This window comes from Candidatus Phyllobacterium onerii (assembly GCF_028331445.1).
GTDB classification, from domain to species: domain Bacteria; phylum Pseudomonadota; class Alphaproteobacteria; order Rhizobiales; family Rhizobiaceae; genus Phyllobacterium; species Phyllobacterium onerii.
In genome coordinates this window covers 226,745-248,375 of sequence record NZ_JAQMHX010000005.1, presented here as the reverse complement: position 1 = coordinate 248,375, position 21,631 = coordinate 226,745, and the positions used below count along the sequence as shown (strand labels likewise).

Sequence of the window (21,631 nt, the reverse complement as noted above, 5' to 3'; positions counted from 1 at the left end):
TGCCGGTTTTTCTTTGTTGAGCTTATGGTTGGCAGCCAACTGGCTTTTCACAATTCAAGGAGTTCTAATAAGCTCACTTTCCTTCAAACATCGATTTCGGTACGAATACGATATGGTAGCGTTTCAAATGACTGGTTTATTTCGACCAATAGCAAATTTTGTACGTGGCGCGATTGTTGCAGGAGCCGCAAGCGCGCTGTGCTTGGCACAAACCGCCATTGCGACTGCCCAGTCTTCATCGGTGCCGATCGTACGGGATGCCGAAATCGAGGCGCTGGTCACCGACTATGCGACCCCGATCATCAAAACCGCTGGTCTTTCCAGGAACGCGATCAGAATCGTTCTGGTCAATAACAACAGCTTCAACGCCTTCGTCGATGGCAGGCGTATCTTCATCAACACGGGTGCCCTGCTCCAGGCGCAGACGCCCAATGAAATCATCGGCGTTCTTGCGCATGAAACGGGTCACCTAGCCGGCGGTCACGAATTCAAGCTGCGCGAACAATTGGCCGCTGCCAAGACCATGGCCGTTGTTACAAGCCTGCTCGGTATCGGCGCTGTCGTCGGCGGTGCTGCCGGCGGTGCGAACGGTCTGTCCAAAGCGGGTATGGGTATCGCGATGGGTGGTCCCGAAGCCGCCATGCGCAACCTTCTCAACTATCAACGCTCCGAAGAAATGGCCGCGGACCGTTCAGCCATCACCTATCTCGCCAGCACGGGACAATCAGCCAAGGGAATGCTCACGACGTTCGAGCGCTTCTCCAATGCGCTCGCATTGACGGGAACCAGCGTCGACCCCTACCGTATCAGCCATCCGATGCCCCGGGAACGTATCGCAAACCTTGAAGTTCTCGCTCACGCCAGTCCCTATTATGACAGGCTTGATAGTCCGGCGCTCCAGCAACGTCATGACATGATGCGAGGAAAGATTGCGGCCTATACCGGGGGTGGTGCAAGTGTATTGCAGACCTTCCCCAAGGATCCGCGCAATATCGGTGCGCGCTACGGCGATGCCATTGCAACCTATCTTAACGGCTCTTCGCAGTCCGCGCTTTCAAAGATCGACGGTTTGATCAAGGAACAACCAAAGAACCCCTATTTCCAAGAGATCAGAGGCGAGATCCTGTTGAAGCAGAACAAGGCGACCGACGCGGCAAAAGCCTTTCAGAAGGCAAATGCGCTCGATCCGCGCAAATCCAGTTTGATCCGCATGAGCTATGGGCGGGCTCTCATGCTCTCGGGCACGCCGGATAATCTCAAGGCGTCCATAAAGGAAATCAAGGCTGGAATTGCCAGCGATCGCGAATATCCGTCAGGTTATGGCTATTTGGCCCAGGCCTATGCCCAGACGGGCGACATGGTCAGGTCCGATCTCGCCAGTGCAGAACAGAAATACTATTCAGGCAAGATCCAGGACGCACAAATCTTTGCCATTCGTGCACAGCGCGGCTTGAAAAATGGCACGCCCGAGTGGATACAGGCTCAAGATATCATCAATGCAAAGCGCAAGTGAGACGCGGCAACACGCGTTCCGACAGAATTTTGAAAAAGGACAGTTCATCATGACAAAAGTCGCCCTGATCGGTGCCGCCGCCTGCATTGTTGGCGTTGCCGCCCTCGCTCTTGGCTATCAGGCCGGCCGGTCTGATGTCGTTGTCGCCAGTGCTGCGCCGGAGATGATGTCGTCAACCACTGCGTCCACGACTGACAGAGCTGAAATCGAAGGGATTGTGCGGAATTATCTGATCAATAACCCCGAAGTCATGATCGAGGTCCAGACCGCTCTCAACGCCAAGCAGGAAGCCGCGCAGAAGGAAGCTTCGACTGAGGTCATCAGCGAAAACCGGGACAAGATCTTTCAATCGCCGATGGATGCGGTCTTCGGCAATCCGAAAGGCGATGTCACGATCGTTGAATTCTTCGACTATAACTGCGGCTACTGCAAAAAAGCCTTGCCCGACATGGATGCCCTCCTGAAAAGCGATCCAAACCTGCGCTTCGTGATGAAAGAATTCCCGATCCTTGGTGCTGATTCAACACGAGCGCATATCGTCGCCAAGGCATTCAAAGCGCTCATGCCGGACAAATATCTCGAGTTCCACCGTGATCTTCTCGGTGGCGAAGGACGCGCAACCGAAGCGTCAGCGATGGCCATCGCGGTCAAGCTGGGCGCAAACGAAGCCCAAATCCGCGAGAAAATGCTCTCTCCCGAAGTCACGAAGGCTTTCAATGAAAACTTCGAACTGGCAAACAGCCTGAGCATTACCGGAACGCCGTCCTATGTCGTAGGCAATGAAGTGGTGCCCGGCGCACTTGGTGCGGATGTCCTTGCGGAAAAGATCAGCCATATTCGCAACAAATAGCCTGAATATTTACTTTTGCTTGGCAAAACCCTTTGTGGACAAGCAATAAGGGTGCTTTGCGGGCTTTTCGCTTGCCGATAAGCCGTCTATATGGGACCACCAATTCGCTAACCACGCGGTAATCATGAAACAGCAGATCTTTATCCTCAACGGCCCGAACCTGAATATGCTTGGAAAGCGTGAGCCAGGAATATACGGCGCTGCGACCTTGAGCGATATCGAAGGTCTGTGCCGTGCCGAAGGTGAAAATCTGGGCATCGACATCGTGTTTCGCCAGTCCAATCACGAGGGTGATCTGGTCAGCTGGATTCAGGAGGCAGGCGAACAAAAGGCATTGGTGCTTATCAATCCTGCCGCCTACACGCATACATCCATCGCATTGCATGATGCCATCCGCGCTGCCGCCGTCACGCTGGTGGAGGTTCATCTTTCCAACATTCACGCGCGCGAGTCATTTCGCCATCACTCCTACGTTTCCCCTTTGGCTAAAGGGGTGATATGTGGCTTCGGGGTCGATGGCTACGTGATGGGCCTGCGCGCACTCGTCAAGCTGGCAGCGTCGCAATAGCGTACCGCCAAACAGGTATAAGGGGCTTGAAAAAGCATGGCTAACAGAACCACCGGGATCGACAAGGTCATGATCCGCGATCTCGCGGAAATCCTGAACGAGACCGACCTCACGGATATCGAGATCGAGCAGGGCGACCTTCGCATTCGCGTATCGCGGCAGATAACGGTGCAGGCCGCAGCTCCGGTCTATGCCCAAGCCCCGGCGGGCGCGGCTCCCGCCCCGGCGGCAACGGTCATTCCAGTCGCGTCTGCTGTCGCCGATCCTTCGAAGAATGCAATTCCTTCGCCGATGGTCGGAACCGTGTATCTTTCCCCTGCGCCTGGTGCCCGCGCCTTTATCGAGGTCGGTACGCAGGTCAAGGAAGGCCAGACGCTTCTGATCATCGAAGCCATGAAGACGATGAACCAGATACCGTCTCCACGTTCTGGTACGGTTACCGCCATCCTCGTCACAGACAGCCAACCCGTCGAATATGGTGAGTTTCTGGTTGTGATCGAGTAGCGAGAGCATGATGTTTCAGAAAATACTCATAGCCAATCGCGGCGAGATTGCCCTGCGTGTCCTGCGCGCCTGCAAAGAGCTCGGTATCCAGACGGTCGCCGTCCACTCGACCGCCGACGCCGACGCCATGCATGTGCGGCTTGCCGACGAAAGTGTTTGCATCGGTCCGCCTCCTTCCCGCGATAGCTATCTGAATATCCATCAGATCGTTGCGGCGTGCGAAATCACCGGCGCCGATGCTATTCATCCAGGTTACGGCTTCCTGTCGGAGAACGCCAAGTTCGCCGAGATCCTCGAAGCGCATAACATTACATTCATCGGCCCGACTGCCGCGCATATCCGCATCATGGGCGACAAGATCGAAGCCAAGCGCACCGCAAAACGGCTCGGCATTCCGGTCGTTCCGGGTTCCGATGGCGGCGTGACCGACGATAAGGAAGCCGCGCGCATCTGTGCTGAAATCGGGTACCCGGTCATCATCAAGGCTTCGGCAGGCGGCGGTGGTCGCGGCATGAAAGTCGCGATGAACGAAGACGAGCTTTCAGTCGCCCTGTCGACCGCCCGCACCGAGGCCGGTGCGGCCTTTGGCGACGATGCCGTCTATATCGAAAAATACCTCCAGCAACCGCGCCACATCGAAGTTCAGGTCATGGGCGATGGCTTTGGCAAGGCCGTCCATCTTGGTGAACGCGATTGTTCGCTGCAGCGCCGGCACCAGAAGGTTTGGGAAGAAGCCAACTCGCCTGCCCTCAATTCCGACGAGCGCGAGCGCATCGGCATGATCTGCGCCAATGCCATGGCCGATATGGGTTATCGCGGCGCCGGCACCATCGAATTTCTTTACGAGAATGGCGAGTTCTATTTCATCGAAATGAACACCCGCCTTCAGGTCGAACATCCCGTAACCGAGGCGATAACCGGCATCGATCTTGTGCACGAGCAGATCCGCGTTGCCTCCGGCGGTGGACTATCGGTAACGCAGGAGGATATTCGCTTCTCCGGTCATGCCATCGAATGCCGCATCAATGCAGAAGATCCGCGGACATTCACGCCGTCGCCGGGTACGATCACCCACTGGCATACGCCGGGGGGCCTTGGCATTCGCGTCGATTCAGGCGTTTATACCGGCTACAAGATCCCGCCGTACTATGACAGTCTCATCGGCAAGCTCATCGTTCATGGCCGTAACCGCGTCGAATGCATGATGCGCCTGCGCCGGGCGCTCGACGAGTTTGTTGTCGACGGTATCAAGACCACGCTGCCGCTGTTTCAGGATCTGATCAATAATCCCGACATTGCCAATGGTGATTATGATATCCATTGGCTGGAACATTATCTGGCTGGTGACGCAGCAGACGCTGCAGAAGAATAAGGCATGACGGGTAAGAACCCGCAAGAAGCATTCAGAATAGACCCCGAATTGTTGCTGCGCGCCTATGCAACCGGGGTTTTTCCCATGGCCGAAGAGGCGGACAATCCGGAAATCTTCTGGGTACGTCCGGAAAAACGCGGCGTCCTCCCCTTCGAGAATTTTCACGTCTCGCGTAGCCTGCGCAAGACAGTGCGCCAAGGCCGTTTCGACATTCGCTACGATACCGATTTCGGCGGCGTTATTGCCGGTTGTGCCAGCGGCAGTGGCGAACGCGCCCGCACATGGATCAATCGCCCGATCCGCGAAGCCTATGGCAGACTGTTCGACCTTGGCTATTGCCACACCGTCGAAGCCTGGCGCGACGGAAACCTTGTTGGCGGACTGTACGGGATCGCACTGGGATCGGCATTTTTCGGCGAAAGCATGTTCTCACGCGAGCGGGATGCTTCGAAAGTCTGCCTCGTCCATCTGGTCAGCCATTTGATCGAAAAAAATTTTACGCTGCTCGACACCCAGTTCACCACCAATCATCTGGAAACCTTCGGCGCAGTCGAGGTCCCCCGGCGCCAATACCAGAAGATGCTGGAAAATGCCTTGGCACAGCCGGCTGAGTTCTAAAAACCGTCGCAGATCTGGTCGTATGCTCCTTTGTCGGAACCCGACCAATGTTCAAAACATTCGTGAGAAGAATGTCGGGGAGCTGCAATTCCGTTCGTCCTTGAAACGGAACAACCCAAAGCCACAAGGAGAACTATCGTGAGACTCAATGCTTATTTGAACTTCGACGGTCAATGTGAGGAAGCCTTCAAATTCTACGAGAAAGTGCTGGGCGGAAAGATCGAGTTCATGGTTCGCTATGACGAAATGCCCGAAGGCAACACATCGGCGGCGGAACTGGCCAAAAATATCATGCATGTCAGCATGAAAGTCGGGGATACGATGCTGATGGGATCAGATGCACCGCCGCCTTATTTTCAGAAGGCACAGGGCATGACCGTGAGCATCAACACGGATAAACCTGATGAAGCAGACCGTGTGTTTGCCGAACTCTCTGAAGGCGCGACCAGCATCATGATGCCGATTGGAGAAACGTCCTGGGCTCAGCGCTTCGCCATGTTCGTCGATCGCTACGGCACCCCTTGGATGATCAACTGCCCAAAGGCGATGTAAGCCACTGGCTTTGCTGAAATTAGTTCTGGGTTCCGCCCGTCTGGGCGGCATCCGGGGCTGGAACGTCCGACTTCTGTTTGCAGGCCTTCAGCCACACATCGTACACCGGGTGCTCGACAGCATTGAGGCCGGGGCTATCGGCAAACATCCAGCCGGAAAAGATCTTGCGGATTTTGCGGTCCAGCGTGATCTCGTCGACTTCGACAAATGTATCTGTCTTCGGCGTCTCCGTATCGGGACGCGTGTAACAGACATGCGGCGTCAATTGCAGCGCACCGAATTGCACCGTCTCGTTGATGTAGACGTCGAAGGTTGTGATTCGTCCGGTGATCTTGTCGAGACCGGAAAAGACGGCAATCGGATTTGAAATCTTGTCGGTCGACTGGGCCGATGCTCCGGAGACAGCACTGCATAGACCAGCAGTGATCAGCCCGACGGCAAGAGAGCGAAATTTCCGACTGATCATGTCATTTCCGGTTAAGCGCGCACAAGAGGATTTCGATTCCAGCCTGTCGATAAAGAGCAAATGTGGCAGAAGAAGACCCGACTAGGCGCCCGGTGTCCAGGCATCGTAATCGCCGGTCACGGTCGGCCGGTTATCGCCATGCGCAATCGAGCCCTGCGGTCGATAGGCAGCGGCGGAACCGGTGAGATTCGCCTGGTGATTCTTTTCCCAAGGATATGGCTTATAGTTTTCCTGCGATGGCGCAGTGTCAACCCTGTGGTGTATCCAGCCGTGCCAGCCGGCAGGAATAGCCGAAGCTTCCGCATAGCCGTTATAGATTACCCAGCGTCGCTTGCGCCCTTCCGAATCGAAGGTGCCCTCGTAATAGACGTTGCCGAACTGATCTTCGCCAACTTTCGTGCCTTTGCGCCATGTGAAGAAGCGGGTACCGAGTGTCGGTCCATTCCACCACGTGAAAAACTGGGTCATGAAGGTCTTCATAGCAATCCTGCTTGGAATGTTGCCATTAGCAACTCATGGGTTTATGGCCGTATCATTGCCCGATAGCAAGGGTCAAGTTGACGCTGGAGCCAAGCGCATTTTGAATCCCGCATGGCTCTTCTCGAAACCAAGCCGTTCGTAAAAACGGTGGGCATCCTGGCGCTTGGCATTCGATGTCAGCTGCACCAGCGCGATGTCACGCTCGCGCGCAACATCAAGGCAATGCCGGATCAACTTCGCGCCAATTCCCTTGCCGCGCATGTCGGCTCGCGTCTGCACCGCTTCGATAGCCATGCGCTTCGTTCCCCGACCCGTGAGCGACGTAATAAAGGTCACTTGTGCGGTGGCAACCACCTCATCCTTGAGAACGCCGACGAAGAGAAGGTCGTTTGGACTGGCTTCGATCGCGGCAAAGGCACTTGCATAGGCCGGCAACGCCGAAGAATCGGTTGTATCGCCGTGACCACCGATCGGATCATCTGCAAACAGCGCTATCAGTGCTCGCAGGTCATCGATCGTTGCCTGCCGGAACGTCACATCAATTTCTGCTGTCACGGTGCGAGCTCAAATCCAGTCAGAGATTTCTCCAGCACGACCACGGAAATACCGGAATTCGGTTCACCCCAGTTTTCGATCCGGCTGTTGGTCCGCTCGAATCCCCTGCTTTCATAAAAGCTCAGAGCCTTTTGATTTGATTCGATAACTTCGAGCTGCAGCGCGTAGACACCGGGAAAGGCACTCTCCATTTCTGCCAGCAGCAACGAACCCACACCCTTCTTCTGATGTTCGGGATGCACATAGAGCTGGTTGAGGATCGAAAGCTTGTGATCCTTCTGCGACGCGTAGGCCATTCCCATGATATCGGCACCATCATCGGCGATGATGAATTCCGAATAGGGTTTTGCCAACTGCTTCTTCAACGCATCAAGCGAATGATAACGATCAGTGATCGCCTTCACCTTTTCGACGCCGTAAACATCGTCATACGTCGCGTGCCAGGTCAGGGCGAGCATGTCGCGCACCGCGTCCAGATCTGCCTTCGTTGCGCTGCGAACCCACATCTATTCGGTTATCCCGAGTTTTGCCTTGACCATGTCGCTGAGAACCTGAGGATTGGCCTTGCCGCCTGTCGATTTCATCACCTGTCCGACAAACCAGCCGGCAAGGCTTGGCTTTGCCTTGGCCTGCTCCACCTTGTCAGGGTTAGCGGCGATGACATCGTCGATGGCTTTTTCGATCGCACCGGTATCCGTGACCTGCTTCATGCCGCGGCTTTCCACGAGTTCGCGAGGATCGCCACCTTCGTTCCAGACGATCTCGAAAAGATCCTTGGCGATTTTGCCGGAAATCGTGCCTTCCTTGATCAAATCGATCACCGCGCCGAGCTGTTCCGGCGACAAAGGCGATTCCTCTATGCCTTTGCCGGCCTTGTTCAAGGCCCCGAGCAGATCATTGATCACCCAGTTGGCGGAAAGCTTGCCATCGCGACCCTTGGCGACAGCTTCGTAATAATCGGCAATGGCCTTTTCCGTCACCAATATGGACGCGTCGTAGACGGAAAGCCCCAGCCCCGAGATGAGGCGCGCCTTCTTGTCGTCGGGCAGTTCCGGCAGGTCGGCCTTCAGTTCTTCGACATAGGACTGTTCGAATTCGAGCGGAAGCAAATCGGGATCGGGGAAATAGCGATAATCATGCGCCTCTTCCTTGGAGCGCATCGAGCGTGTCTCGCCCTTTACCGGATCGAAGAGCCGTGTTTCCTGATCGATGGAGCCACCATCTTCAAGGACGGCGATCTGGCGGCGCGCCTCATATTCAATGGCTTGGCCGACAAAGCGGATCGAGTTTACGTTTTTGATCTCGCAGCGTGTGCCGAATTCACCTCCGGGCTTGCGCACCGAAACGTTGACGTCAGCCCGCATTGAGCCCTCATCCATATTGCCGTCGCATGTGCCGAGGTAGCGCACGATCGTGCGCAGCTTGGTGAGATACGCTTTCGCTTCATCGGAGGAGCGCATGTCCGGCTTGGAGACAATCTCCATCAGCGCCACGCCGGACCGGTTCAGATCCACATAGGACATCGTCGGATTCTGGTCATGCAGCGATTTGCCGGCGTCCTGTTCCAGATGCAGACGCTCGATGCCGATTTCGATATCCTCGAACTCGCCTTTTTTATCGGGGCCGACCGAGATGATCATCTTGCCTTCGCCGACGATAGGCTGCTTGAACTGGGATATCTGGTAACCCTGCGGCAGGTCGGGATAGAAATAGTTCTTGCGGTCGAAAACCGATTTCAGGTTGATCTGCGCCTTGAGGCCGAGCCCCGTGCGGACTGCCTGACGCACGCACCATTCGTTGATCACCGGGAGCATTCCCGGCATGGCGGCATCGACCAGCGAGACATTCTCGTTCGGCTCAGAGCCGAAAGTGGTCGATGCACCGGAAAACAATTTCGAGTTGGAGGTGACCTGCGCATGGACTTCCATGCCCACGACGATCTCCCAATCGCCTGTGGCACCTGAAACAAAACGCTTGGGTTCCGGCGTACGCGTATCAACGAGAGTCATGCTGGTGTGTAATTCCTGGCTAAATATTTGTCCTTATTGGCTAGTGCAATCTGCAGCATGAGGCAAGTGTTTCTCCAATTTGGATGCGATTGGGTTGACACAGCAATGACGATGGTATTCATTAAGTCATCAGATGACTTTAGGAATTATCCCGATGCAACCCGCTTTGCGTACCAATCTTGCAGACACCGCGATTCAGAATATTCGCGCTGAAATCAACGCCAATCGCTGGCAGGTTGGGGCACGCATCCCGAATGAGGCCACACTTGCCGACATGTTGGGCGTCAGTCGCGGCACCGTGCGGGAAGCTGTTCGCGTCCTCGTTTCTCAGGGCATCCTTGAAACGAGGCAGGGCTCAGGCACCTATGTCCGCTCGGTGATCGATGCGGAGGACAGTCTGCTCCGAATCCGGCGGACCGGGCTTCGCGATCAGGTCGAGACGCGTTGTGCGCTCGAAGTAGAGGCCGCGCGCCTTGCGGCAACGCGACATACACCGGAGATCGTCGCAGAACTTCGGCAAATGCTTGGCGATCGCGGCGAGTACAATCCCGCCGATCATGATCGCTATGTCGAACAGGACCTTGCATTTCACAAGGCGGTTGTTGCCGCTTCCGGAAACAGCGCACTCATCGAGGTCTACGAGTTCTTCTCGACTTCGACCCAGGAAATCATCAAAGCCACGGTGACCGGCGAACTCCCCGAACCCGACATGGCTGCTCATTCCGCGATCATCGATGCCATCGCCTCGGGCGATCCGGAGAAAGCAACGCTCACCACCCGGGCTTTCATGGCTCCCATTCTCCTTGAACTCGATCGGCTTCTCGCACCATGAACCAGCATACATCCCCCAGCTCCGGACCACAGGATATCGCCAGCGAGCAATTGATCGATGCCGAAGCCGACAGCGTTCCACAGCCCAGGCCTCCGGTTTTTGCGAGCCGTGCCGCGCAGATCGTCACGGGGTTGAGCCTCGTCCTCATCGCCTTCAATCTCCGTCCGGTCTTTTCCAGCGCGTCTGCCCTCTTGCCGGAGATCATCGAACAGACGGGGCTGTCCTCTTTTGGCGCCGGCGTTCTGACAACCCTTCCCGTCGTCTGTCTTGGCGTCTTCGCCCCACTCGCGCCAAGGCTGGCACAGCGCATCGGCGCGGAACGAACGCTGCTGGCCGTGCTGCTGCTCCTTGCCTTGGGTACCGCGTTGCCGTGGCTTCGGCTCGCTGCCATTGCTGTTCTTCGGGACTGCCCTTGCCGGTTCCTGTATCGCTGTCGGCAACGTTCTGCTTCCGGGCCTTGTGAAACGCGACTTCGCCTCACGAACCGGCATGATGACTGGCCTTTACACCATGGCGCTCTGTGCAGGAGCAGCCAGCGCAGCTGGTTTCACCCTGCCCTTGCAGCGCGTGCTCGGCGGCTCTTGGTCCTTGGCGCTTGGTGCATGGGCATTGCCGGCTATATTCGTTGCGGTGATTTGGTTTCCGCATGCCTTCTTGAGGAAAGTCCGCACGAAACATGCCGGGTTCAGGGTTGAAGGTCTCTGGCGCGATCGACTTGCCTGGCAGGTCACCCTGTTCATGGGACTGCAATCGGCTTTGGCTTACTGCGTCTTCGGCTGGTTATCGCCGATCCTGCGCGAGCGCGGGCTCGACGGCGTTACAGCGGGCGTCGTGGTATCCGTGTCGGTCATGGCGCAGGTTTTTGCCTGCCTCCTCGTTCCGTCGATCGCGGTCCGCTGCAGAGATCAGCGTCTCCTCAATGTGGCGCTCGTTGCGCTGGCGGTCATAGGTCTGCTCGGTTTTCTGTTCGCACCCTTGTCAACGGTCTGGGTGTGGGCCTTCGTCCAAGGGCTTGGTCAAGGCGGACTGATTGCCATAGCCATGACCATCATCGTTTTGCGATCACCGAATGCACATGTGGCCTCGCATCTTTCCGGCATGGCGCAATGCATTGGCTACATGCTTGCCGCGACGGGTCCGCTTCTGGTCGGGCTTATTCACAGCCTCACCGGGAGTTTCGCCGTCACAGCTGGGCTATTCGTCCTTCTCGGGCTTGGAGCGGCCCTGTTCGGTTGGGGCGCCGGGCGATCGACCCACGTTGGCGCGAAAACAATCGAACTCTCATAATGTCTTCCGCTCTAGCGCTTTAGGGCGGTCTGGGGCATCCTAGTGTTGGAGATTGTTGTTCGTGGCAGGGAGGAACGCCATGCGCTGCTTTACGGTACTCGGTCCCTCGCAGGCCGGGAAATCCACGCTCGTGGAGAAACTGGCCGCACTGGAAGGTGCATCGAAAAAATCCATCTCTCCATACGGATTGGGCCTGACGGAATTCGAGTTCGGAAACGAAGCGTGGTGTGCGCTGGATGCGCCTGGCTCGGGTGAGGCTCTCGTTCACGCCCAGCACGCACTTTTGGCTAGTGATGCCTGCATCCTATGTGTGTCGCCAAACCCCGAGGAAGCGGTTCTTGCGGCTCCCTATTTACGGGTGATCGAAGCTTCGGGAACACCATGTATCCTGTTCGTCAACCGGATGGACGAACCGAGGGGGCGGCTGAGAGACGTCATCGCCTCGCTTCAGGACTTCGCCAGCCACACTTTGCTCCTGCGGCAGATCCCGATCCGCGAAGGTGACAGGATCGTCGGCAGCTGCGACCTTATTTCGGAGCGTGCCTGGCGCTACCGCGAGGGCCAGACATCGGCCCTTGTCGAAATTCCCACCGATGTTGTGGAACGCGAGCACGAAGCGCGGGCGGAACTTCTCGAATCTCTCTCCGAATTCGACGACTGGCTGTTGGAGGAACTCATCGAAGATCGCGAACCGGCCAGCGATGCTATTTATGCCATCTCTTCGCGCGTCCTGCGGGAAAACCGGATCATCCCCGTTCTCGTCGGCGCGGCAAGCCATAGCAACGGCATCATGCGCCTGATGAAGGCACTGCGTCACGAAGCCCCGCAGAACGATATTCTTCGCGCACGCCTTGCAGCGGCCGCCAACGTCAAAGAAGGCGGTTTAGTCGGCGTGAGCTTTCACGCCTATCACCGCCAGAACGTCGGCAAGACGGTGCTTGTCCGTGCTCTCGGCGATGGTCTCAAGCAAGGATCCCTCCTTGCCGGCTCCCGTTTGGGACCAGTTCAGGATCCTGGAACCGGCAAACCCGTTCCAGCGGCGATACTCCCCGGCGACGTTTTCGCCACGGTAAAATCCGACCACCTGCCTGTTCCGTCGCTGCTGACAGCTGACACCGCCATCGCGTCACCGGCATGGACAACGCCGCCGACACCCATGCTGGAACGCATATTGGTACCCGACAGCGAACGGGACGAAACCAAACTCTCCGAAACGCTGGCAAAGCTCGCAGAGACCGATCACGGCCTCAAGGTCACGCAGGAGGAAGGGACCGGCGCCCAACTGATTTGTGTTCAGGGACCCGTGCATTTGCGCGATCTCTGCAAGACCCTGGCGGAAGTCTTTCATGTCAACGTGACCGACCGCCAACCAAGCCCTGTTTACCGCGAGACGATCTCGAAAACATCCGATGTTCACTACCGCCACCGCAAGCAGACCGGCGGTGCTGGACAGTTCGCCGATGTGAAACTGAGCATCCACCCGAATGAACGAGGCGAAGGATTCAGCTTCGGCGAAACAGTCAAAGGTGGTGCTGTTCCGCGCAATTTCATTCCCGCAGTCGAGGCCGGAGCTCGCGAAGCGATGGAGAAAGGCCCGCTGGGTCTTCGGGTCATCGATGTTGGCGTGACATTGACCGACGGCCAGCACCATTCCGTCGACAGTTCCGAATTCGCATTCCGGGCAGCGGGAAAAATGGGGGTTCGCGACGCGCTGGCCCAGGCATCCGCCGTGCTGATGCAGCCAATCTTCCGTGTGGAGATCCACATCCCCTCCATCTATTCCGGCAGTCTCGTGCCGATCGTCTCCGCCTTCAAGGGCCAGGTCCTTGGCTTCGATCGGGACGAAACCGCCAAGGGATGGGATGTCTTCCGCGCGCTCATCCCCGGCAGCGCGCTCGACGAACTGGCGCGCTCGTTGCGCTCCGCGACGCAGGGAATCGGCACATTTTCGAAGAACTTCGATCATTTCGAAGAACTTTATGGGAAAGAGGCCGATGCTATCATCAGCGCTCACGCAAGTTGAATACTCGGCTAGGAGTCCGCTTGGAAAGTCGCTGCGGCGAGGTATATGACGCGGTTTTCGAGAACCGGAGCGCAGCGTACATAAAGTACGTGAGCACCGGAAGCGCAGAAAACCGCGTCAGATAACCGCCGCAGTAGAGTTTCAAACGGACTCTAATCCCTACGGGTTAATTCCGGTCTAGGGCCCAATGTGATACCTTCCGCCGTTCCGCTCATGGATGCTGAGACGGGAGACGTTCGGTGAACTTTTTTTGCGTTGCATTTATCGGAGGAATGTTGGGGGTCTCGTCCTCGCTGGCGGGGCCGCTGCATGACGCCGCCAAAAATGGCGATGTCGCAACCGTTAAACAATTGCTGGATCAGGGTGCCGACATCGCGCAACCGGACGACGCCGGCGAGCCGGTTCTGCTTATCGCGTCGCTGGCCGGAAAGCCGGACGTGGTGGCTACTTTGCTTGAACGCGGCTCGAACATCGAAATTCGCAACAAAGGCGGGCTGACGGCGTTGCACGCTGCTGCCTATGGCGGAAATCTCGATACGGTAAAGTTGCTGGTTGAGAAGGGTGCGGCGGTCAATGACGAAAAGAACTTCTATCACATGACACCTCTGCATGCGGCGGCCGAAGAAGGTCATGCCGATGTGGTCGCCTTTCTATTGGCCAACAAGGCTGAAGTCGAACCAAAAGAACGTAACGGTTATACGCCACTCACCCAGGCTGGATGGCGGGAACATTGGGATGCGGCTGCCCTGCTGATGAAGGCGGGCGCTGAATGCCAGAAAGCCGATCTGGTCGGTCAATGGCTTTTTACCGAGTGCACCAAGCGTAAATGACAGCTGGTCGCCGGTAATGCCGCACCGGAACTAAGGGAGAAACTGAAATGCTGGAACACCGCTTGAAACGCAAGTTTCAAATTGCTGCATCTATGGCTGCGGCCGCAATGCTGCTCTCCTTCACGCCACCTGCCGGCGCCGAAGAACTCGTCAACACCGGCTATTTCGGCGACGTGGCGATCAAGGGCTATGACCCGGTCGCCTATTTCACGCAGAACCAGGCGGTCCAGGGATCCGATAAGTACTCGTACCGCTGGCTTGGCGCGACATGGCAGTTTGCCAGCGCAGAAAATCGCGACCTCTTCATCGCAGAACCTGCAAAATATGCCCCCCAATATGGCGGCTATTGCGCAGACGGCGTTTCGTTCGGGACGGTCACGACCAACGTCGACCCAAAAGCCTGGCGGATCATCGAAGGCAAACTATACATAAGCTATGATCCGGGAGCAGCGGACGGATTTGAAAAGAACCCGACCAAGCTCACCGACTCACGCAAGCACTGGTCGGATGTGGAGCACACGCTCGTCGCGGAGAAGTTGCAGACGGATTGGCAGAAGGCCCCCGCCAACTGACAGGTACCTCAAGGTGTGATGGAAAAATACATCAATGCCCGCGGCGTGACGTGAACATATTTCGCGTCACGCTGCTCAGGGGCCGTGTTGCGGTAAACATAGCCGCATACCATCCGGTCCAGGAAATAGCCCCCGAACCGCTCGCATAGACGGTTGCCGCGAACTTCGATCAAGCCGGTGATATTCGTGTTGGCGCTGCGGTATGCGGTGTTTCCGGCCGTGTCGAAATACTGGATGAATTCGGTGCCGTTCTTGTGCTTGCCCGTCCAGGTCTTGTTATTGACCATCGCGCTCAATTCCGCCTCGCCGATCTGGTCGGCTGGATTGGCTTCAAAGCCGAACGGCCATTCAGGCACCCCGGCAGCGCGCAGCCCGTCCAGATGATGGCGCAGATCGTCTTCCCGCCAATAGTCATAGAGATAACCGTAATATGTCAGATTGGTATCCGGAAACAGCTCCAGCAATTTTCCCGTTTCCCGGGATGCAAGCGTCTGGTCGCCGCGATCCACATAGGCAGCGGCGAGATATTCACGTGCGGGCTCCGCCTTGGGAAGAGCATCGCGTGCGGTCTCCATCAGGGGAATCGCCCGTTCGCTATCGCGCGCGGTGTAAAAAACGATGCCAGCAAGCAACTGAAGGCTTGGCGGCGGCGTAGGATCGAGCCGCAGCGCCTTCTCCATCTCGGTTATCGCCTGCGCGCGGCTGCCGGTTTGTGCCAGGATAAGGGCGAGATTGCCGACAATCTCGGCGTCGTTCGGCTGTGCAGCCACCGCCCGGCTGGCGGAATCCCTCGCCTCCACCTCGCGCCCATCGACCAGCTGCAGAAGCGCGAGCACCGTATGCGCGCGCGCGTTGTTTGGGTCCAGTTTCAGCGCCTGCCCCGCTGCGTCGTAGGCAATCTTTCGCGCCACCGCGGCAGACCAGAGATAATTGTAATCGTTGCGCCAGACATCCACAGCCACGCGGGCGATCCCGGCATGGGCATTGGCAAAATTCGGATCGAGATCGAGTGCCTTCTGGTAATATGACAGTGTTCGCCGGTAAGTCTCGACGTCACTGTAATAAAAACCTTCCTGTTCCGCTCGAAGATAGTAGTCATAGGCCTCGAGATTCTCGGTCGGTATTCGCGCCAGCTGGTCGCGCTCGCCTTCGCTCAACTTGACTTCAAGCGCAGAAATGATCTTGCCGATGACATCGTCCTGAACTGCGAAAAGGTCGGCATACTGGCGGTCATATCGCTCGGCCCACAAGGAAAGACCGGTAAGCGCATCGATCAGCTTGACGTTGATCCGCAGTCGGGAATCTGCACGCTGCAAGGTCCCTTCGAGAACGTAATGAACACCGAGTTCCGCAGCCACATCCTGAATCTTTCCAGCCGTATCCTGGATGGCGAAAACCGAATGACGTGCGATCACGAACAGGCCAGAGACCTTTGAGAGCTCTGTGATGAGATCGTCTGTCAGTCCCGCCGCAAGGTGGTCATGATCCGTGTCGCCGCTCACATTGATGAAAGGCAGCACCGCCACCGAAGGCTTGTCCGGCAACGGATAGGCAAATCGCTCGACAAGTGACGCAGGCTGGAACAACTGCGCAGGTTTCCACCACAGCAATCCTGCACCGAGCAAGGCCAAAACAAGGACTGCAATGGCCGGCAGGCGCCATCGGCGTCGGCTTTTTCGCGCGCCGACCGTCTTGCCCGCTCCAGCAGGGTCGAGCACAACGCGATATATACGGATTGGCTCTGCGATATTTTTGACCATCTGCTCGCCAAGCGAGACATAGCCAACCGGGAGCTTCGATTTCACCTGATCATAGGTCGTTCCGGAAATCGCAATGCCGCCCGGTTCCGCGAGCGCCTGTATCCGGTCGGCAATATTGACGCCGTCGCCGTGAATATCCCCGCCCTCGACCATGATGTCCCCAAGATTGACACCAATGCGAAAAAACAGACGCTTTTCCTGTGCGGCGGCAGCATCGCGCTCAGCCTTTTCGCGCTGCACCTCGACCGCACAACGCAAGGCGGCGACCACGCTCTGGAACTCGACCAGCAGGCCGTCACCCATGGTCTTGACCAGCCGCCCATTATACTCGGCGATAGCCGGCTCGAAGACTTCGCTGAGGTCGGCCTGAAAACGGGCGCGCGTTCCCTCCTCGTCAATCTGGCTCAAACGGCTGTAACCGACGACATCAGCGATCAGGACGGCTGCAAGACGGCGCTCCATGCCCCCGGGCCCCTTAGAACAATTCCAGCGATTTTCCGTCCGGAATTGCGTAAAAACAAGGAGCACAACGGCTCCCGCCCTATCTTATAGCAGGTTGACTGGCGATACCATTGCGGCGGCAGAGGTTCCTGCCATCTCACCCCTCCATCATCTCTCGCAGCACCATGCGCTTGAAATGCCCGACTAGCGCGTCGCCCTCTTGGCGTTCAACCGAGATCGCAAGGCGCATCGTCGCCTCGCCGAGCTGCATGATCAGAAAGCTCGACGCCTCCAGTTCGTCGCGGTCCGGCTTGGGGTCGACGCGCGCCCGCGCCGCCGCGAGCACCGCGCCATTGATGCGGCTGTCGGCAAGACTGATATCGCGCAGCGCCTTGTCCGCCTGCGTCCCCGACCAGATGTCGCGCATCACCGGCTCGGCAAGGAACATCGCGTAATAGACATCGATCAATTCACCGAACGCCCGCCGCAAGCCTTCCTTGCCCTGCACGTCCTGCAGGCCTTCCGCGATACATTGCTGGCCAAGCACATTGTAGCGCTCCGCCAGCGTGCGGATGATCGCGCCCTTGTCGGGAAAGTACTGGTAGAGCGAACCGATCGAAATCCCCGCCATTTCCGCCACGTCGCTCATGCGCATGGCATCGCTGCCGCTTTGCTCGATCAGCGTCGAGGCGCAGCCCAATATGCGCTTCACCCGCTCGCGGCTGCGTTTTTGTGTCGGCTCGCGGCGTATGTTCTCGATCGGTCCAATCTCATTCATGAGCATTCCTCACATTTTGCTTGACTCCTATAATATGAGGATTTATCACATTTGCAAATATGAGGATTACTCATGTTTAAGAGTCCGTTTAGAAAGTCGCTGCGGCGAGACACATGGCGTGGTTTTCGAGAACCGGAGCGCAACGTACTTAAGGTACGTGAGCACCGGAAGCGCAGAAAATCGCGTCAGATGACCGCCGCAGTAGAGTTTCAAGACGGGATCCAAGAGGAGATGAAAATGACTACCTTCCGCACCTCGAAATTCCCCGTTCTGATCATCGGAGGCACCGGCAAGACCGGCCGCCGCGTCGCTGAGCGCCTGACAGCACAGGGCGTCCCCGTGCGTATCGGTTCGCGCAATGCCAGCCCCGCCTTCGATTGGGAGAACCGCGAAACCTGGGCACCCGCCCTCGAATGCGTCTCGGCCGCCTATATCACCTATTATCCCGACCTCGCCGCCCCAGGCGCTGCCGAAGCCATAGGCGATCTCGCCCGCCTCGCTGTCACCAAGGGCGTCAAGCGTCTCGTCCTTCTCTCCGGCCGCGGCGAGCCCGAAGCCCAGCGCGCCGAAGCGATGCTGCAAGCCTCCGGCGCCGATTGGACCATTGTCCGCGCCAGCTGGTTCATGCAGAACTTCAGCGAAAGCATGTTGCTCGGCCCGATCCTCGCCGGCGAAATGGCGCTGCCTGTCAGCACGGTGCGCGAACCCTTCATCCATGCCGAGGATATCGCCGATATCGTCACCGCCGCGCTCACCGATGATCGCCATATCGGCCAGCTCTATGAGGTCACCGGCCCGCGCGCCTTGACCTTCGCCGAAGCCACGGCCGAGATTGCCAAGGCCACCGGGCGCCCTATAAATTACGCCACCATCAGCCCGGAGGAATTCATGCAAGGTCTCGAACAGGAACAGGTACCCGCCGATATCGCGGCGCTCATCAATGAGCTGTTCACGGTGGTGCTCGACGGGCGCAACGAATATCTGACCGACGGCGTCCAGAAGGCGCTCGGTCGCGCGCCCCGCGATTTCACCGCCTATGCCCGCGATGCTGCTGCGACCGGCATATGGGAGACCGCAAAATGATCGCCCTCATCCCGCTCCTCACCCTCCTTGCCGCGCTCGGCAGTGGCCTGATGGCCGGCCTGTTTTTCGCCTTCTCTAGCTTCATCATGACGGCGTTGGCAAAACTGCCGCCCGAACATGGCATTGCGGCCATGAACTCCATCAACGTGACGATCCTCAATGCCACGTTCGGCCTCGCCTTCTTCGGCACGGCGCTGCTTTGCCTCGGCCTTGGCATCGCCAGCGTCCTGCGCTGGGCCGAGCCTGGCTCCGCCTGGCTGCTTGTCGGCAGCGTGCTCTACCTTGCCGGTGTCATCGTCGTCACCATGGCGTTCAACGTGCCGCTGAATGATGCGCTCGCCGCCGTCTCGCCAGCGAGCCCGGAAGGCGCAGCTTTGTGGACCCGCTATCTCGCCGAGTGGCTGCCGTGGAACCATGTCCGTACGTTCGCCAATATGGGCGCGCTCATCGCCTTCATTCTCGCTTATGGCAGGCAGGCCACCGCGTGAACCCCGACCAAGGCGGCCTCGTCCGCCTTGTGCAAAGCCCGGTCCTGATGCACACTCCGACGCAAAATACCGAGGAGCATACCGATGTACCAGCCGCCGCATTTCCGCGAGGAGAGGCTCGAAATCCAGCATGCGCTCATCAAGGCGCATCCGCTCGGCCTGCTGATCAACAGCGGCGAAGATGGCCCGAACGCCAATGCCATTCCCTTCCTGCTCGATGCAGGGGCCTCGCCAAAGGGCACGCTCTTCGCCCATGTCGCGCGCGCCAATCCGCAATGGCGTCAGCTTGCAAATGACGGACGCGTGCTCATCGTCTTTCAAGGCCCGCAGACCTATGTGACACCGTCCTGGTATGCGACGAAGCAGGAGACCGGCAAGGTGGTGCCCACATGGAATTATGCCATCGTGCAGGTGCGCGGTACGGCAAAAATCATTGAGGATCGCGACTGGCTGCGGACCCATGTCTCGCAGCTCACCGCCCGCAACGAAGCGCCGCGCGCCGCGCCATGGGCAGTGGATGATGCCCCGGAAACCTATATCGACTCGCAGCTGAAGGGTATCGTCGGCATCGAGATCGAAATCGCCGAAATCGAAGGCAAGTGGAAGGTCAGCCAGAACCGCCCGGAAAACGACCGCACCGGCGTCGCGGATGGGCTCGAAGCCGATCAGCACACGACGGAGGCGCGCGCCATGGCCGAGTTGGTGCGGGCTGGTGGTACGAAGTCCTACTGACGCAGCGATTTGAACGCAGCCCGCAGCTCCGCGCCGAAAAGCTCCGGCTGTTCCCACGCGGCGAAGTGACCGCCCTTGTCGACCTCGTGGAAGTAGATCAGGTTGCGATAGGCGCGCCGGGCCCATGTCTCCGGGGCGCGATAGTTTTCGAAAGGAAATACCGTGATCGCCACTGGCAGCGCTATTTCGGAGGTCATCTCGCCGGCCGATAGTGCGGGACTGCGGCCACCGCCATATTCCCAATAGAGCCGGCCCGAAGAGGTCGCGCTGTTCGTTAGCCAGTACAGCGTGACGTCGTCCAGCACTTCGTCGACAGATTTTTCTGGATCGTCGTTGCTGTATGTCCATCTGGAAAAGCCCGGATGCCCGAGCATCCATGCGGCGAGGCCGGCTGGCGAGTCCGTTATGGCATAGCCTACCGTCTGCGGCCGCGTACCCATCATCGTCGCATAGGACCTGTTGCCCATTTTGCCGGCCGCGGCGAGTGCGTCGAATGTCTCGCGTTCCTTCTCGGTCAATCCCTCAGGCGCGGGCCCGCCAACGGCAAGCACTGCCGCAATCTCGGGCGGTACGATCGCCGGCAAGTTGATGTGGATGCCGAGCAGACCTTCGGGAGCCTGGCGAGCCATAGCGCTCGAGACTGGCGAACCCCAGTCGCCACCCTGGGCGACATAACGCGTATAGCCGAGGCGCTTCATCAGCTCCGCCCAGACCTTGGCGGTGCGGTCGGGCCCCCAGCCGGTATCCGTCGGCTTGCCGGAAAAGCCATAGCCGGGCATAGACGGAATGATCACATCGAACGCATCCTCCGGCTGCCCGCCATGGGCGGTCGGATTCGTCAGCGGATCGATGATCTTGAGTTGCTCGAACACGGATCCCGGCCAGCCATGGGTGATGATCACAGGCAAGGCGTTTGGATGCTTCGAGCGAACGTGAATGAAGTAGATATCGATCCCGTCGATTCTGGTGGTGAATTGCGGCAGGGCATTCACCCTGGCTTCCACCTTGCGCCAATCGTAGTCGCTGCCCCAATATTCGACCAAAGGCTTGAGCTTCGCGAGCTGTATGCCCTGGGATTGATCGGTCACCGTCTCCGGGTCGGGCCAGCGCGTCTCCTGGATCCGGCGTTTGAGCTGGGTGAGCTCCTCCTCGGGCACATGGATGGTGAACGGCCTTATCGATGTATCTTCGGCTGCCTGCGCATTTGCCGCGGTCACAGCCGGCGGCGCACCGCCAACGGCGATAACAAAGAACCAAAGCGTGACTGCCGCAAGCGTCTTGACAAGACTTGTCATTACATTCCCTCCCCTTTTGATCG

At 58.0% G+C, this 21,631-nt stretch carries 22 protein-coding genes and 1 pseudogene; 15 read left to right on the top strand and 8 right to left on the bottom strand.

Annotated features, from left to right (window positions below):
* The first annotated feature begins 127 nt into the window (after positions 1 to 127).
* The 7 genes from PHA01_RS13825 to PHA01_RS13795 all read left to right on the top strand — a co-directional run bounded on the left by PHA01_RS13825 (position 128) and on the right by PHA01_RS13795 (position 5,977).
* The gene (locus PHA01_RS13825) at positions 128 to 1,513 is read left to right on the top strand and encodes a M48 family metalloprotease (RefSeq protein ID WP_271896429.1); all 1,386 of its coding nucleotides are present in this window, start codon (positions 128 to 130) and stop codon (positions 1,511 to 1,513) included.
* A gap of 49 nt (positions 1,514 to 1,562) precedes the next feature.
* Positions 1,563 to 2,363: a DsbA family protein gene (locus PHA01_RS13820; protein WP_271896427.1), complete on the top strand. Its 801-nt coding sequence runs from the start codon at positions 1,563 to 1,565 to the stop codon at positions 2,361 to 2,363.
* A 124-nt stretch (positions 2,364 to 2,487) separates the two neighbouring features.
* Positions 2,488 to 2,931 (top strand): type II 3-dehydroquinate dehydratase, encoded by a 444-nt coding sequence (gene aroQ / locus PHA01_RS13815; RefSeq protein WP_271896425.1) that lies wholly within the window; start codon positions 2,488 to 2,490, stop codon positions 2,929 to 2,931.
* 36 nt (positions 2,932 to 2,967) lie between these two features.
* Positions 2,968 to 3,435: an acetyl-CoA carboxylase biotin carboxyl carrier protein gene (gene accB, locus PHA01_RS13810; protein ID WP_271896423.1), complete on the top strand. Its 468-nt coding sequence runs from the start codon at positions 2,968 to 2,970 to the stop codon at positions 3,433 to 3,435.
* 10 nt (positions 3,436 to 3,445) lie between these two features.
* Complete coding sequence (gene accC / locus PHA01_RS13805; protein WP_262295637.1) at positions 3,446 to 4,807, top strand: acetyl-CoA carboxylase biotin carboxylase subunit; 1,362 nt, start codon at positions 3,446 to 3,448, stop codon at positions 4,805 to 4,807.
* Positions 4,808 to 4,810: 3 nt separating this feature from the next.
* Positions 4,811 to 5,425, top strand: coding sequence for a leucyl/phenylalanyl-tRNA--protein transferase (aat, locus tag PHA01_RS13800; protein WP_417020964.1), 615 nt, complete (start codon positions 4,811 to 4,813; stop codon positions 5,423 to 5,425).
* A gap of 138 nt (positions 5,426 to 5,563) precedes the next feature.
* A complete protein-coding gene (locus PHA01_RS13795; RefSeq protein WP_271896421.1) occupies positions 5,564 to 5,977 on the top strand; it encodes a VOC family protein in 414 nt (137 codons plus the stop codon).
* A 19-nt stretch (positions 5,978 to 5,996) separates the two neighbouring features.
* Here PHA01_RS13795 and PHA01_RS13790 read toward each other — a convergent pair whose 3' ends face one another.
* From PHA01_RS13790 to gatB, 5 genes are all read right to left on the bottom strand, one after another.
* Positions 5,997 to 6,443 carry a DUF2155 domain-containing protein gene (locus PHA01_RS13790; protein WP_271896419.1) on the bottom strand — a complete coding sequence of 149 codons (447 nt, stop codon included), beginning with the start codon at positions 6,441 to 6,443 and terminating at the stop codon, positions 5,997 to 5,999.
* An 81-nt stretch (positions 6,444 to 6,524) separates the two neighbouring features.
* Positions 6,525 to 6,923 (bottom strand): NADH:ubiquinone oxidoreductase subunit NDUFA12, encoded by a 399-nt coding sequence (locus PHA01_RS13785; protein WP_112531299.1) that lies wholly within the window; start codon positions 6,921 to 6,923, stop codon positions 6,525 to 6,527.
* A gap of 72 nt (positions 6,924 to 6,995) precedes the next feature.
* Positions 6,996 to 7,478 (bottom strand): GNAT family N-acetyltransferase, encoded by a 483-nt coding sequence (locus PHA01_RS13780; RefSeq protein ID WP_271896416.1) that lies wholly within the window; start codon positions 7,476 to 7,478, stop codon positions 6,996 to 6,998.
* Positions 7,475 to 7,984: a GNAT family N-acetyltransferase gene (locus PHA01_RS13775; protein ID WP_271896414.1), complete on the bottom strand. Its 510-nt coding sequence runs from the start codon at positions 7,982 to 7,984 to the stop codon at positions 7,475 to 7,477. The genes PHA01_RS13780 and PHA01_RS13775 overlap by 4 nt, the downstream gene beginning before the upstream one ends.
* Positions 7,985 to 9,487 carry an Asp-tRNA(Asn)/Glu-tRNA(Gln) amidotransferase subunit GatB gene (gene gatB / locus PHA01_RS13770; protein WP_271896412.1) on the bottom strand — a complete coding sequence of 501 codons (1,503 nt, stop codon included), beginning with the start codon at positions 9,485 to 9,487 and terminating at the stop codon, positions 7,985 to 7,987.
* Between the two features lie 154 nt (positions 9,488 to 9,641).
* On the opposite strand from gatB, the gene PHA01_RS13765 reads away from it, so the two are divergent.
* From PHA01_RS13765 to PHA01_RS13745, 5 genes and pseudogenes are all read left to right on the top strand, one after another.
* Positions 9,642 to 10,319 (top strand): FadR/GntR family transcriptional regulator, encoded by a 678-nt coding sequence (locus PHA01_RS13765; RefSeq protein ID WP_271896410.1) that lies wholly within the window; start codon positions 9,642 to 9,644, stop codon positions 10,317 to 10,319.
* A pseudogene (locus PHA01_RS13760) lies at positions 10,316 to 11,606 on the top strand (CynX/NimT family MFS transporter). Before PHA01_RS13765 ends, PHA01_RS13760 begins: the two are co-directional and overlap by 4 nt.
* A gap of 79 nt (positions 11,607 to 11,685) precedes the next feature.
* The gene (locus tag PHA01_RS13755; RefSeq protein ID WP_271896408.1) at positions 11,686 to 13,629 is read left to right on the top strand and encodes an elongation factor G; all 1,944 of its coding nucleotides are present in this window, start codon (positions 11,686 to 11,688) and stop codon (positions 13,627 to 13,629) included.
* 272 nt (positions 13,630 to 13,901) lie between these two features.
* The gene (locus PHA01_RS13750) at positions 13,902 to 14,459 is read left to right on the top strand and encodes an ankyrin repeat domain-containing protein (RefSeq protein WP_271896665.1); all 558 of its coding nucleotides are present in this window, start codon (positions 13,902 to 13,904) and stop codon (positions 14,457 to 14,459) included.
* Between the two features lie 47 nt (positions 14,460 to 14,506).
* Positions 14,507 to 15,031, top strand: a complete 525-nt coding sequence (locus tag PHA01_RS13745) for a YHS domain-containing (seleno)protein (protein ID WP_271896406.1) — start codon at positions 14,507 to 14,509, stop codon at positions 15,029 to 15,031.
* Between the two features lie 8 nt (positions 15,032 to 15,039).
* Here the strand turns inward: PHA01_RS13745 and PHA01_RS13740 are convergent, their stop codons facing one another.
* Together PHA01_RS13740 and PHA01_RS13735 are read right to left on the bottom strand one after the other, a co-directional pair.
* On the bottom strand, positions 15,040 to 17,253 hold the full coding sequence (locus tag PHA01_RS13740; RefSeq protein WP_271896404.1) for an adenylate/guanylate cyclase domain-containing protein: 2,214 nt from the start codon (positions 17,251 to 17,253) through the stop codon (positions 15,040 to 15,042).
* Between the two features lie 136 nt (positions 17,254 to 17,389).
* Positions 17,390 to 18,010 (bottom strand): TetR/AcrR family transcriptional regulator, encoded by a 621-nt coding sequence (locus PHA01_RS13735; RefSeq protein WP_271896403.1) that lies wholly within the window; start codon positions 18,008 to 18,010, stop codon positions 17,390 to 17,392.
* 237 nt (positions 18,011 to 18,247) lie between these two features.
* Here PHA01_RS13735 and PHA01_RS13730 point away from each other — a divergent pair, with 237 nt between their 5' ends.
* The 3 genes from PHA01_RS13730 to PHA01_RS13720 all read left to right on the top strand — a co-directional run bounded on the left by PHA01_RS13730 (position 18,248) and on the right by PHA01_RS13720 (position 20,313).
* Positions 18,248 to 19,093 (top strand): NmrA family NAD(P)-binding protein, encoded by an 846-nt coding sequence (locus PHA01_RS13730; protein WP_271896401.1) that lies wholly within the window; start codon positions 18,248 to 18,250, stop codon positions 19,091 to 19,093.
* Positions 19,090 to 19,581: an anthrone oxygenase family protein gene (locus PHA01_RS13725; RefSeq protein ID WP_271896399.1), complete on the top strand. Its 492-nt coding sequence runs from the start codon at positions 19,090 to 19,092 to the stop codon at positions 19,579 to 19,581. Before PHA01_RS13730 ends, PHA01_RS13725 begins: the two co-directional genes overlap by 4 nt.
* Positions 19,582 to 19,665: 84 nt before the next feature.
* The gene (locus PHA01_RS13720; protein ID WP_271896397.1) at positions 19,666 to 20,313 is read left to right on the top strand and encodes an FMN-binding negative transcriptional regulator; all 648 of its coding nucleotides are present in this window, start codon (positions 19,666 to 19,668) and stop codon (positions 20,311 to 20,313) included.
* Here PHA01_RS13720 and PHA01_RS13715 read toward each other — a convergent pair.
* Positions 20,307 to 21,608 carry an epoxide hydrolase family protein gene (locus tag PHA01_RS13715; RefSeq protein ID WP_271896395.1) on the bottom strand — a complete coding sequence of 434 codons (1,302 nt, stop codon included), beginning with the start codon at positions 21,606 to 21,608 and terminating at the stop codon, positions 20,307 to 20,309. The two genes, PHA01_RS13720 and PHA01_RS13715, sit on opposite strands and share 7 nt — an antisense overlap.
* Between the last annotated feature and the right edge of the window lie 23 nt (positions 21,609 to 21,631).